The organism is Microcoleus sp. PH2017_12_PCY_D_A (genome assembly GCF_020738565.1).
GTDB lineage: Bacteria > Cyanobacteriota > Cyanobacteriia > Cyanobacteriales > Microcoleaceae > Microcoleus.
Map to the genome: position 1 here is coordinate 24411 of NZ_JAEQCI010000066.1, position 12110 is coordinate 36520.

The following is a 12110-nucleotide window of genomic DNA, read 5'->3' on the forward strand; positions in this document are numbered from 1 at the left end:
GGGCATGGGGCATGGGCCCGCGCAGGGCCCAGAGGGCATGGGGCCCAGAGGGCATTGGGAATTTTGCGTTTTTCCTTCTTCCGACTTCCATTTCTCTTCTTCCGACTTCCATTTCTCTTCTTCCTAATGACTGATGACTGATGACTGATGACTGATGACTGATGACTACTGACTAATAACTATTGACAGCTAACAAATGACAACAGACTCCAGACAAAAAAGAATCGGTATATTTGACAGTGGCGTGGGCGGTTTGACTGTTTTGACGCAGTTATACAAACAATTGCCCAACGAATCAATACTTTATTTTGGAGATACGGCGAGACTGCCTTACGGCACTCGGGCTGCGTCGGAAATTGTGCATTTTGTCCGCGAAATTATGGCCTGGTTCGTGGAACAAGATGTAAAAATGGTGATTATGGCCTGCAACACCAGCTCTGCTTTGGCGATGGAGATGGTGCAGGCTGAGTTTGATATTCCGGTGCTGGGAGTAATTCTGCCGGGGGCTCAGGCTGCGGTGCAGCAAGGCAAGCGGATCGGGGTGATCGCAACTCCGGCTACGGCTGCTAGCAATGCCTATCGAAATGCGATTTTGGAAATGGACGATTCTTGTCGGGTATGGCAGGTTAGCTGTCCGGCTTTTGTGCCGCTGGTGGAGCAAAACCGGATTCACGATCCTTATACTTCTGAGGTGGCTCGGGAATATTTGGCTCCTTTGATTCAGCAGCGAATTGATACGCTGATTTACGGTTGCACTCATTATCCGCTGTTGGCTCCCGTGTTGCGATCGCTCTTGCCTGCTGGGGTAAATTTAATCGATCCTGCGGTGCGCGTGGTGGCTGCTGCAGCCCGAGAATTGGAGGTTTTGGGGCTGCGAAATTCGGGGGAAGCGCTGCCGACTCGTTTTTGCGTGAGTGGTGCCCCGCAGCAGTTTGCGGACTTGTCGGTGCAGTGGCTGGGCTGCACTCCTGCGGTGGAGAAAATATCTCTGCCGACGGTTGTCCGTAGCGAAGCGGGGCGTAAGCCATCGCCCGTATCCGTCGAATCACTCGAATAAGCCCGAAATTTTATCGATCGTTCGCAAGCGAATCTTGCAGCTATGGGAACGCCCAAATCTGACACCTGTTTCCCAAAGAAATGCAACTGTAGGTCAACTCCAAACCCATAGCTAATCAGTCATTCCGATTCTTTAATCGAAAATCGAAAATCGAAAATCGAAAATCGTATTCCCCCCCACATCCCAGGCTTTTCGGGATTTGGGGGGTTTAATTATTGCGATCGCAGGTAGCAATCAATCATCAATCTGTAATAAGATTTAACAAAAGCTTTGATGAACAATGCAAATAACGTCCTCTATCTGCTGGAGCTCTTCAGCCTTGAACCATGTCACCCTATATATCGCAAGCAGTGTTACTTGTAGACGGCTATAACATGATTGGACTTTGGCCTCGACTCCGAGAGAAGCGCGATCGCGACGAACTCGAAACAGCCCGCCGCGAGTTGATTGAGGTTTTAGTTAACTACAGCGCCGTTCAAGATTTTGAGGCCAGACTCGTGTTTGACGCTCACTATCGAGATACTCCGAGCGTTAAAGAAATTATTACTAAAAATTTATCAGTGCACTACACTGACTTCGGTCAGACGGCAGATACTTATATTGAAAAGTCTTGTGCTAGTTTGCGCTACGAGTTGCGATCGGTCAAAGGCAAAGGGCGGATGATTGTCGCCACCTCAGACCGAGCGCAGCAATTGACCGTAGTCGGCTACGGTGCCGAATGGATGTCCGCCGAACAACTAGCCGCTGACGTAGAATCCACCGCCCGCCGCAGCGAGCGCCAGCACAAATCCCGCAAACAAAACTCCAGTCGTTTTCTGTCCAATTCCCTCGATCCTGAATCGCAGCAGCGTCTCGCCAGAATGAGAATGGGGCTGCATTAGCTGCTGGAACCCGCTTTCTGTACGATCGAAAAAAAGTTTGTCAAAGGCCTTGCCAAATCCTCTAAGTTCAGCTACTATTAGTAAATGTGGGTGACAAAAACCACGCAATCCTCGGTAGCTCAGTGGCAGAGCGATCGGCTGTAATGAATCCAAGCCTTTGGTATTAACCAAAAGCCCTAGTGACATAGCAGCTTTATCCGGTAACGGGTACTGAAAAATCGGGTGAATTCAAGGAAACCGCAGCACTTTGGGTGGCGGCAATCTTGAGCCAAGTCCAGCGAAAGGCAGTGGTTTCGACCACAAGTAGCCGGAAAGGTGCAGAGACTAGAGATGAGGAGCCTAACCAATAAATCTCACAGCGCCCGACATCCCGCGATAGATGATAAGTCTTCGTTTTAGGGATGATGATATAGTCCGCGCCCTTCGGAAACGTTGGGATAAGTGTAACCGATTGGTCGTAGGTTCAAATCCTACCCGGGGAGTTAGTAAAAGTCTGAAGTTGGAAATTTTCCAGCTTCAGATTTTTTTTTGTTGATTATGGTCATCAACCCCAAGCCGATTCTCGTCAGATTAAAAACATCCGTTTAGAATTCCCATGAATGCAAGAGCAGCGAGAGATAAAACCTAAAAAAACCTTACAGGGAACTGCAGTTGCGAAGCCCAGAGACCGTCAATCTTTGCAATCAATTCACTTCCAGCCCAGAGAAAGGTTTGAGTGATGAGGTTTTGCGCCTCAATATTCACGCCGCCCAAAATTATGTCACTGTCTGGATTAAACCTCTGAATATAGGCGTAATCATTGTTACCAGCGAGTGAGTACCAATTTGTTGTGTTATCACCAATATAAAAGGCGTTAAGAGATTGACCGTTGTTGCCAATTAAAGTATCTACCTCAACACCAGACGCCCCGTTGCTTTCTGAACCTCTTAATGAGTTCTGACCCGCACCACCTCCGAGAGTGTCGTTTCCCAAACCTCCAAACAAGATATTAATGCCGTTTCCACCAGTGAGATAATCATTGCCCTCATTACCGCGAATGGTATTCCTGCCATCTCCGGCATTAATGTTGTCATTTCCAGCCCCGCCGCTTATGGTGTCATTCCCTGTACCAGCACTGATAAAATCACCACCCGCCTCACCAAAGATCAGATTATTCCCATCTGAGCCACCAAGGGCGTCAACTCCATCACCGCCGAAGATGATGTCATTACCCGTGCCCGCAGAAACGATGTCGTCCCCATCCCCAAAGTAATAAGTATTGTTGCCATTGTTGTTGTAATATTTCCCAAAAACCCCACCTCCCGTTAATACGTCGTTGCCGTTGGTCGCATAGATGATTCGGTCATTTATCCCGCCATCAAGCTTAGCACCAACCAAAAACAAAGGATTATATTGAGCATCAACGGGAATCACTCCTTCATGCACTTGAGGAGAGACATTAAAATCCCCTTTATAAAAGTTTGGTCGAAATTGATGATCGGCCCGCGTGTCACTCAGACCCAGAATATTTGTGGCTAAACGAGAATTGCCGGCTGCATCAGTTTTAACCAAACTTGTGTAGGCGGTCACGACACCGTTGTGTTGAGCGATTTGGTCTGCGATATTATTCGGAGCGGTGCCGAAGTCAAACAGGAAGGATTCCTTGGCAGTTCCAGCTTGAGCTTCATTTCCTGCTAAACTACTGATGCCGTTAAAACTTCTTGAAACCGCAGCACCACCGAAGTCTAAGCGTTTGATTGGGTCTGGAGTTCCTCCATTCCTTACGTATCCATTTGATAAGTCAGTATCGAAGCCATTAACTCTATCGTATGGACTGACATCTTTCGCCTTATTTGATGCTGGGTCAAGCGCTGTAACCGAACTCACTTGACTTCCGTAGGTATTGAAACTGGCTGCAAGATCGCTGGCAAGGTGAGCGCCGAGACTATTTCCAACAATATTGAGTGCTGCCGCTGGCATTCCCCACTCCAGAGCAAGTTTGTCTCGAATGGCTTTGGCCACTGGGGTAATCCATGAACCAGACCTGTAAAGATCTCCGGCAGCGATCCCTAATGGCCCAATATTGAAGAACTTGGTGCCACTCACTTGAGTCCAGTCAAGGGCTAAAACCGTATCGTTTGGGTTGGCATCCCTGATGGCTGCCGCCAGATTTGGATCGTAATAATCGGCGGGATTTGTGAAACCCGGAAGTAGTAGCCATACTTTTTGTCCGCTCCATTGATCGGCAGAGGGAGTACCGAAGGGCGCGCGAATATTTATTTGGCGCTGACTTGGACTAAAAGCATTACTAGGTGGGTTTTTAGTTTCGCCACCTGTCACCAAAAACGGAGTATCGATTACTGCCATTGGAAATTCCTCTCAAGTTAGGTTGTTAAAAATTATTTGTTTCTGTTGACTAACCCTTTCTCGACTTTCTCCACAGGTGAACCCCACCCAAGCCCAAGAAAGCCAACAATGAGGCGAAGGGGGAAGAGTTCTCTGGTACAGGAGTAGGTTCAGTAGTAGGTTCAGTAATTTCTAAGGTCACAATCCCATCACCTCCAATAGTTCCATTTCGCAAGGCGAAATTAAATGACCTGGGATCTCCGAACATCAGTCCGTCTTTTCCAGACACAGAAAAAATTTGTAAGCCAAATTGAGTTGGAATTCCGTTCTCAAAAGCCAAAACAGGAGCGTCTGGAAATCCATCAACATCACTGGCAGTATAGGTGACAGGAGTTAAGCCATCAGCAAAATTCAGAAATTTAAAGTTAAAGGATAGCAGTCCCGCTAGATCTCCATTTCCACCATTGATGGTCATGTATTCTGAGCCGACTCGGGTCAGATGTGTATCGTCGTAGGCAAAGTCACCTGTGTAGACCCCCGCAAAGTCGCCACCTATTACGTCAACCCTGATTGTGCCTCCTATTGTAGCCGCCATAACTGGATCTCCTCCTAATGTGGATATCAAATATGTCCCCAGGATAGCGGTCAGTCCATATTTTATGTTCATTAGATATTCCTGATTTGAAAGGCTTCACCCACAAGAGCGAGTTTGTTTTCGTGTGTAGCAGCAATTAACGAAAACAACATCTTGAGATACAAATTAAAGCTTCTTATCGGTATTGTAAATCCGTAAATTTACTAGATTTTATGAGGCGAAATTAGGATATCTTGTGAAAATCTCAGTAATTCTATTTACGCCCAGCTTTCCTGAGAATCGGCGCGCGAATATTCATTTGACGCTGACTTGGGCTAAAAGCATTAGTAGGTGGTCTGTTAGTTTCACCACCTGTTACCAAAAATGGAGTATTTATTACTGTCATTGTCTATTCCTCTCAAGTTAGGTTGGTAAAGATGATTAATTGTTTCCCTTTCTCGACTTTCTCCAGAAGTGAACTCTACCCAAGCCCAAAAAAGCTAACAATGAGGCGAAGGGGGAGGCGTTCTCCGGTACGGGAGCAGGAGGAGATTCGTTAATGTCTAAGGTCACAAGCCCCCCACCTGTAACAGCTCCATCTCGCAAGAAGAACTGAAATATCCCCGGATCTCCAAACATAAATCTGTTATTTCCATCCAAAACTCCACTCTTATTTACCCCAAAAACGTTGAAGCCAAATTGAGTGGAAACTCCGTTCTCAAAAGCCAAAACAGGATTATCTGGGAAGTTTAAATCATCACTGGCCGTATAGGTGACAGGAGTTAAGCCATCAGCAAAGTCCAGAAATCTAAAGTTCAGAGATAGCAGTCCTGGTATAATTCGATCGTTGATGGTCAAAACCTCCTCCCCAACTTTGGTCAAATGTGTATCGTCGTAGGCAAAGTCACCTGTGTAGACACCCGCGAATTTGGGATCGGTGACGTAGGCGACATCGACGTTGACTTTGATTGTGCCTGTGATTGTAGCTGCCATAGCGGGATCTCCTCCTAATGTGGATATTAAATATGTTCCAAGGATAGCGGTCAGTCCATATTTTATGTTCATCATATATTCCTGATTTGAAAGGCTTCACCCACAGCAGTGAGTTTGTTTTCGTCTGTAGCAGCAATTAACGAAAACAACATCTTGAGATACAGATTAAAGCTTTTTTGCCGTATTTGATACCGTAAATTTACTAGAGTTTTTGAACCCAAATAAATCATGAAATATTTTTTAAATGTAAGTAATTTTATCTAGATTTAGCTTCAAGTTAGGTTGTTAAAGATTAGTTGTTTGCCTTTTTAGACTTTCTCCACAAGTTAACTCCACCCAAGCCCAAAAAGGCTAACAATGAGGCGAAGGGGGAGGCGTTCTCCGGTACGGGAGCAGGAGGAGATTCGTTAATGTCTAAGGTCACAGTACCCTCACCTTGAATAGTTCCATTTCGCAAAACGAACTGAAATATCCCAGGATCGGCAAACATAAATCCGTTATTTCCACCCCAAACTCCGCCATCATTTCCTGGAATAACTTGCAAACCAAATTGAATGGGAATTCCGTTCTCAAAATACAAAACAGGAGTATCTGGGAAGGTGAACTCATCCCTGGCCGTATAGGTGACAGGAGTTAAGGCTGTAGCAAAGTCCAGAAATCTAAAGTTAAAAGATAGCAGTCCCCGCCGCTCTCCAATTCCACCATTGATGGTCATGACCTCTTCGCCAACTTTGGTCAGATGCGTATCATCGTAGGAAAAGTCACCTGTGTAGACACCCGCAAACTTGGGGTCGTTGACTTTGAGGACGTTGACTTTGATTGTGCCTCCTATTGTGGCTGCCATAGCGGAATCTCCTGGGAATGTGGATATTAAATATGTTCCAAGGATAGCGGTCAGTCCATATTTTATGTTCATAGGACTTACGCATTGACAGAATAACAAAATAGTGCATTGATAAATAAGGGTCGTCTAGTAATGGGTATGGGAGAATGAGAGAAATTACTAAACCCTCGACAGCACAATGCAATCTAGACATCTACACCTTATTTTTGCTGTCAGAGCCAAAATATGGAGGGTGCAGTAGGTTAGCCGAGATACTGGGAGATGTTTCACATGATAGTATCAATCGCTTTTTATTGAGAGAGAGATATGAACCAAAAGATTTATTTAGCATAATAGAGAAAATTATCAACCTGGTAGGGGGGATATTAAGTGTAGACGATACAGTCGTAGAAAAGATTTACAGCGACCCTAAAAATGCGGAATTAATCAGTTATTTTTGGTCAGGTAAAGCCCATAAAACTATTATTGGCTTAAACTTAATCACTCTATATTACAGCGATATTAATGGTAAGTCAGTGCCAATAAATTATAGAATATATGATCAAAAGGAGGGAAAAACAAAAAACGATTATTTTAGAGAAATGGTAAGTGAAATAATAAGCTGGGGAGTCAAACCCAGAATGGTAACAGGAGATAGTTGGTATTCAGGAGTAGAAAACTTGAAATTTCTAAAAAACCAGAAATTGGGTTTCCTATTCGGAATTGAAAAAAATAGAACTGTTTCAAATGAACCACAGAAGTATTGTCAGGTAAGCACTCTGGCTATTCCCGAAGAAGGATTAAAGACTCATCTGAAAGAATTTGGATTTATAAAGTTGTTTAGGAAAGACTTTAAAAAAGAAGACTCTAGACATTATATTTTATATCTGCCAGATGAGGAGAAAATTCAAGACATAACCAGAAGTAGCTTCGTCACAATTCATGATACTCATTGGGGTATTGAAACTTTTCATCGTGCTATAAAACAAGTATGTGGAATTTGTCGATTCATGGTTAGAGATACCTCGGGAATAAAAACACATATATTTTGTTCACTTCAAGCTTTTGTGAAATTGGAGTTTATGCGCTCTGAAAACATAATTAGCAATTGGTATGAAGTACAGAGGAATCTGTTTACTTCTGTTGTCCGTGAGCATATTTTTGCCAACCTTCACAAGGATGCCATTATCTAGACTACATAGATGATATTTTTTGTCAATGCGTAAGTCCTAGTTCATTAAGATATTCCTGTTTTGAAAGGCTTCACCCACAGCAGTGAGTTTGTTTTCATTTGTAGCAGCAATTTACGAAAACAACATCTTGAGATACAAATTAAAGCTTCTTATCGGTATTGTAAATCCGTAAATTTACTAAATTTTTTTGCCAAAATTAGGATATTTTGTGAAAATATCAGTAATTCTATCTACGCCCAGCTTTCCTGAGAATCGGCGCGCGAATATTCATTTGACGCTGACTTGGACTAAAAGCATTAGTAGGTGGTCTGTTAGTTTCACCACCTGTTACCAAAAACGGAGTATTTATTACTGCCATTGTCTATTTTTCTCAAGTTAGTCATCCTAGGGTGCGTCAGAAACGAGATTTTTGAGTGGGATTGAGGATTTTTCTGACGCACCCTACCGAATGTTACCGAATACTAAACATCGCGTTCCGTCCGCACCCATTTGGTTTGCCGCTTCAGGATAAAACCCAGATACAAAGGGATTTTCCACAGGATGTAAAAAGGAACGGATAAAAGAGTTGCGCCGGAAATGTCGGCACGCCCGAATTTTGCCCAAGCGCTGACAATTGAAATTAAAATTAGCAGTCCTTGTACTCCCAACAAGACAGCGGGAATCGGGGATGATCCAATAATTGTTGCTAGTATGGATGCTGCAAAAGCGGCTAGCCAGATAGCAACTAAAAGCGATAGGGGAGGGACGGATAAGTCGAGGGCGATCGCCATTAAGTCAAAACGCTGTTGCTCGACGGAGGCTGTCGCCAGCCTGGGAGTTTGAGTTAGCAAGGTTTGTAAGTGTCCGTGTTCCCATCTGGTTCTTTGAGTTTTAGCTACTTGTTCCTGCTGCGGCAAACATCCGGTGACTCGGGCTTCGGGGCAGAATACCGTTGGATGTCCGGCGATCGCCAAATCCAAACTCATTTGCATATCTTCGACGATATTGCTGCTGGCTAAGGGAACATCTCGAAGGATTAACCAGGGAAAAGCCATGCCCGTACCTGTTAGCAATGACGGGAATCCTAACTGTTTTAATCCGCTGGGCCGCACTAAATTTTTTACTAAAAATGCTAAGGCTGAAATCGAATCTTTTGGGGTAGGATTGGGCGGCTGTTCCATTAAATATGTGGCTTGGACTGGTCTTTGTTCTGCCATTGCAACGCGGGCTAATTTCTCGATCGCGTCTGGCTGACAGATGCAGTCGGCATCCACCATGATGACTACTTCTGGGGGGTCTGAGGCGATCGCAGTCAAGCCGAAATCCAGGGCGTATCCCTTCCCCTTGCGTTCTGTGTCGTGGCGCTCGATCGCACTTGCACCGCTGTTGCGGGCGATTTCTGCCGTGGCGTCGGTGCAGTTGTCAGCAATCACTAACAGGCGGTCTTGGAGTGTTAGCTGCGGCAATATGGTGGAGATGGTGGCGGCTATTCCTGCTGCTTCGTTGTAGGCGGGAATTAAAACTGCTACTTTGGGGCGGGGTTCTTGACTTTCCGCTGTAGTGCCAAAGCTGGACAGGAAAGCTGCACAGCATTCTAGGAATAGAACTGCAACCGGAATTAGAACGATCGAGGCGATCGCCAAGAGTACAACATCAACAAATAGGAACCCTAGCTGATTTATTTGCACAATTCTAGTACCTTAATTTAATTTAATTTGCTGCGGTCATTGAGTTGATTTAATCAATTTGCACCCTGGTCTACTCAGCGAGCAAACCTATTATCTAAGCTATCATAATACCATGTCCTGAAAAATCACCATTATTAGGTGCGATCCTTCGAGCGGACGGGATATTGTGCAGCGATTCATCTGTATTCATCTGCGTTTATCTGCGTTCATCTGCGGTTAAAATTCTAGAATTAATTCAAATGTCGATCGATCGTCACAATCGAAATTGGATTCAGCGCATCAAAACGAGTCAAACTGCCCCCAGACAAAGAACGCGACAACTGCACCTGCACGATGCGGTAACTCCAGTGGGGTTCCCGGCGCACCCGATCGCCAATCCAGCTCAAAACAGTAGCAATATCCTCAAAAACATCCAAAGCCAGCACAATTGAGCCTCCAGCGAGCAGTCGCAGCGCGCAAACGCCCAAAATTTTAGTCAACCCTCCACCGCTGCCACCGATAAAAATCCGGTGCGGCGGACGCAAGCGGTGCAAGATGTCCGGGGCGGTGCCGCGAATCGAGAACACATTTTGCAACTCAAAACGGCGACAATTGAGTTCGATCGCAGAAGTGCCAGAAACCGTTTGTTCGATCGCGTATACTTCGGACTGCGGAAATAAACGAGCAATCTCGATCGACACAGAACCGTTACCAGCACCCACATCCCAGACAACTTGTTGCGGTTGCAGAGCCAATTGTGCCAGCACCAACACCCGCACCTCCCGTTCCACCGTCAAACCAGGGCGATCGCCGCAACCGATAAAAGCTGCATCGGGAATGCCCAACAACGGCAACTTTCCCAAATCCAAAGCTTCTGTCGGCGGGGACACGCGCAGCATCACAACCACGCTCAAAACGGCAAAAGACTCTCCCAGCAAAGCTTCCAGAGACCTGCAACCCACGCGCTCTTCGGCGGAACCCAAATTTTCGCCAACCCAAAACTGGTAGCGTGTCGGCAAATCCAGAGCTTTCACCAAACTTGCGATCGTCGCCGGAGTGCGAGTTTCGTCTGCGAGTACCGCAATTTTCTCGACACCCAGCTTGAGTTTAGCCGTCAGTTCCTCAAAAAAACGTCCTTGGGAACCGACAAAATGAGCATCTTGCCAAGGGATGTGCAAGCGGTTAAAAGCCAACTGCACGCAGCTTAAATGGGGATGAAAAGTCAATTTATCCGGCGGCAGTTGGGAAATGAGCAACTTTCCCCAGCCGTGGAACAGCGGGTCTCCGGCTACTAAAATTACAATGAGCTGAGCAGAGGGGGTGGAGGGGGGCGAAAAAGTCCCTGCATCTGGCTCTGAATTCGCATCTGCGGCCAACCAACGCCGAATTTCCAGAATTGCTTCGGTTAAATCTTCCAACGCCCAGCGCTCGCAGGATTGCTGCGGAAAATAGCTCAAATGCCGATCGCTCCCGATGAGCAGAGCGGCCATTTCTACAACCTGCCGCGCCGAGGAGCTCAGCCCCGCAGCTCCATCTAAACCAATACCAACAACGTGTACAGTCACTTTTTTAGCTAAAACCCAAAAGTCAGAATTACTAATTTTTTGTAACGCTCTCAATAAATTCCATCGCAGATCCGTCTATCTGCCTCGTTGACACTGATGTTGTTCTTCAAATAATCATGCAACCAGTTGCAGCCGCGATCGATGAGTTCCTCGAAGTTCAACGTTTCAGCATTCCAGAGTTCAACCAAGGCATCATCACTTACAGAAGCAATTTGTTTGCCATCGGGGCTGAAACTGACATCCCAGTAAGAATAGCCATGTCCTTCGATCGTTCTAATCTCTTCACCGGCCGTTACGTTCCAAAGCCGGATTGTACCATCCGCGCTTGCAGAAGCAAGAATTTTACCGCCAGGGCTGAAGCTAAGTCTGGTAACTCCAGCAGTATGACCCTTCAGCGTTTTGAGTTCCTCACCGTCTAAACTCCAAAGCTTAATGGTTTTATCACAACTACTAGAAGCAATACTCTGACCATCTGGGCTAAACCGAACACTGCTCACGTAGCTACCATGTCCTCTGATTGTTTTGAGTAGCTGACCTTGAAGATTCCACAGTTTTATTGTGCCGTCTTGATGAGCAGAGGCAAGTGTTTTGCCATCTGGACTGAACCCAACACGAGGATGATAGTATGGCTCGCTCAATCCGTATTCTTTATCGAGGTGTACAAGGTAGAGTACGCCTAAATTTTAACTGGCCTCCGATTATCGAGAAGTCTGCAGTCATAATTACTGCGGCGGAGTGGCGTTTTGATGGGGGGATATTTGGTGCTACTTCCGGTAGACCTAATCTAGGTGAGGCAAATGTGTATGTAACTAATATTGGTCCCGACGACCCCGAGGGTGGTTCTGGCGGAGTCGAGTTTCATCTTCATGTTAATTGGGATTCTCCGTTGGATGTCATCGTCACAATCTCTGTTTTGGAGGATGTTGAAGACTTCGTTACTGCCTAATACCTAATACAACCCACATTCCGCAGATGTGGGTCGGATTTTTTTATCAGTTGTGAAAACTTGGAAGCCAAACGCTTTTGGGCTGAAATTATGCAGTGTTAGCCTTA

13 protein-coding genes are annotated in these 12110 nt (G+C 45.7%); 4 read left to right on the forward strand and 9 right to left on the reverse strand.

Going from position 1 to position 12110, the window contains the following annotated elements:
• Positions 1 to 196: 196 nt before the first annotated feature.
• Both murI and JGK39_RS19845 read left to right on the forward strand, forming a co-directional pair.
• Positions 197 to 1057, forward strand: a complete 861-nt coding sequence (gene murI, locus JGK39_RS19840; protein ID WP_293297198.1) for a glutamate racemase — start codon at positions 197 to 199, stop codon at positions 1055 to 1057.
• A gap of 326 nt (positions 1058 to 1383) precedes the next feature.
• On the forward strand, positions 1384 to 1938 hold the full coding sequence (locus JGK39_RS19845; RefSeq protein ID WP_293245856.1) for an NYN domain-containing protein: 555 nt from the start codon (positions 1384 to 1386) through the stop codon (positions 1936 to 1938).
• 624 nt (positions 1939 to 2562) lie between these two features.
• Here the strand turns inward: JGK39_RS19845 and JGK39_RS19850 are convergent.
• The 5 genes from JGK39_RS19850 to JGK39_RS19870 all read right to left on the reverse strand — a co-directional run bounded on the left by JGK39_RS19850 (position 2563) and on the right by JGK39_RS19870 (position 6674).
• Positions 2563 to 4284, reverse strand: a complete 1722-nt coding sequence (locus tag JGK39_RS19850) for a hypothetical protein (RefSeq protein WP_293245858.1) — start codon at positions 4282 to 4284, stop codon at positions 2563 to 2565.
• A gap of 49 nt (positions 4285 to 4333) precedes the next feature.
• Positions 4334 to 4858 (reverse strand): hypothetical protein, encoded by a 525-nt coding sequence (locus JGK39_RS19855; RefSeq protein ID WP_293245860.1) that lies wholly within the window; start codon positions 4856 to 4858, stop codon positions 4334 to 4336.
• Between the two features lie 253 nt (positions 4859 to 5111).
• Positions 5112 to 5243, reverse strand: coding sequence for a hypothetical protein (locus tag JGK39_RS19860; RefSeq protein ID WP_293245862.1), 132 nt, complete (start codon positions 5241 to 5243; stop codon positions 5112 to 5114).
• 35 nt (positions 5244 to 5278) lie between these two features.
• Positions 5279 to 5830 (reverse strand): hypothetical protein, encoded by a 552-nt coding sequence (locus tag JGK39_RS19865; protein WP_293245864.1) that lies wholly within the window; start codon positions 5828 to 5830, stop codon positions 5279 to 5281.
• Positions 5831 to 6122: 292 nt separating this feature from the next.
• Positions 6123 to 6674 carry a hypothetical protein gene (locus tag JGK39_RS19870; RefSeq protein ID WP_293245866.1) on the reverse strand — a complete coding sequence of 184 codons (552 nt, stop codon included), beginning with the start codon at positions 6672 to 6674 and terminating at the stop codon, positions 6123 to 6125.
• 206 nt (positions 6675 to 6880) lie between these two features.
• Between JGK39_RS19870 and JGK39_RS19875 the strand changes: the two genes are divergently transcribed.
• Entirely contained in the window at positions 6881 to 7846 is a 966-nt protein-coding gene (locus tag JGK39_RS19875; RefSeq protein WP_293246035.1) for a transposase, read from the forward strand.
• Between the two features lie 226 nt (positions 7847 to 8072).
• Here JGK39_RS19875 and JGK39_RS19880 read toward each other — a convergent pair whose 3' ends face one another.
• From JGK39_RS19880 to JGK39_RS19895, 4 genes are all read right to left on the reverse strand, one after another.
• A complete protein-coding gene (locus JGK39_RS19880; RefSeq protein ID WP_293245868.1) occupies positions 8073 to 8204 on the reverse strand; it encodes a hypothetical protein in 132 nt (43 codons plus the stop codon).
• A gap of 103 nt (positions 8205 to 8307) precedes the next feature.
• On the reverse strand, positions 8308 to 9513 hold the full coding sequence (locus tag JGK39_RS19885; RefSeq protein ID WP_293245870.1) for a glycosyltransferase family 2 protein: 1206 nt from the start codon (positions 9511 to 9513) through the stop codon (positions 8308 to 8310).
• Positions 9514 to 9743: 230 nt separating this feature from the next.
• Positions 9744 to 11057, reverse strand: a complete 1314-nt coding sequence (gene cbiE / locus JGK39_RS19890) for a precorrin-6y C5,15-methyltransferase (decarboxylating) subunit CbiE (protein WP_293245872.1) — start codon at positions 11055 to 11057, stop codon at positions 9744 to 9746.
• A 50-nt stretch (positions 11058 to 11107) separates the two neighbouring features.
• Positions 11108 to 11695 (reverse strand): WD40 repeat domain-containing protein, encoded by a 588-nt coding sequence (locus JGK39_RS19895; RefSeq protein ID WP_293245874.1) that lies wholly within the window; start codon positions 11693 to 11695, stop codon positions 11108 to 11110.
• Between JGK39_RS19895 and JGK39_RS19900 the strand changes: the two genes are divergently transcribed.
• Positions 11683 to 12003 carry a hypothetical protein gene (locus tag JGK39_RS19900; RefSeq protein WP_293245876.1) on the forward strand — a complete coding sequence of 107 codons (321 nt, stop codon included), beginning with the start codon at positions 11683 to 11685 and terminating at the stop codon, positions 12001 to 12003. The two genes, JGK39_RS19895 and JGK39_RS19900, sit on opposite strands and share 13 nt — an antisense overlap.
• Positions 12004 to 12110 lie beyond the last annotated feature (107 nt).

Coding starts and splice junctions, on each gene's coding strand:
- murI (WP_293297198.1), top strand. CDS start 197: ATGACAACAGACTCCAGACAAAAAAGAATCGGTATATTTGACAGTGGC.
- JGK39_RS19860 (WP_293245862.1), bottom strand. CDS start 5,243: ATGACAGTAATAAATACTCCATTTTTGGTAACAGGTGGTGAAACTAAC.
- JGK39_RS19845 (WP_293245856.1), top strand. CDS start 1,384: ATGTCACCCTATATATCGCAAGCAGTGTTACTTGTAGACGGCTATAAC.
- JGK39_RS19855 (WP_293245860.1), bottom strand. CDS start 4,858: ATGGCGGCTACAATAGGAGGCACAATCAGGGTTGACGTAATAGGTGGC.
- JGK39_RS19865 (WP_293245864.1), bottom strand. CDS start 5,830: ATGGCAGCTACAATCACAGGCACAATCAAAGTCAACGTCGATGTCGCC.
- JGK39_RS19900 (WP_293245876.1), top strand. CDS start 11,683: ATGGCTCGCTCAATCCGTATTCTTTATCGAGGTGTACAAGGTAGAGTA.
- JGK39_RS19870 (WP_293245866.1), bottom strand. CDS start 6,674: ATGGCAGCCACAATAGGAGGCACAATCAAAGTCAACGTCCTCAAAGTC.
- JGK39_RS19850 (WP_293245858.1), bottom strand. CDS start 4,284: ATGGCAGTAATCGATACTCCGTTTTTGGTGACAGGTGGCGAAACTAAA.
- JGK39_RS19880 (WP_293245868.1), bottom strand. CDS start 8,204: ATGGCAGTAATAAATACTCCGTTTTTGGTAACAGGTGGTGAAACTAAC.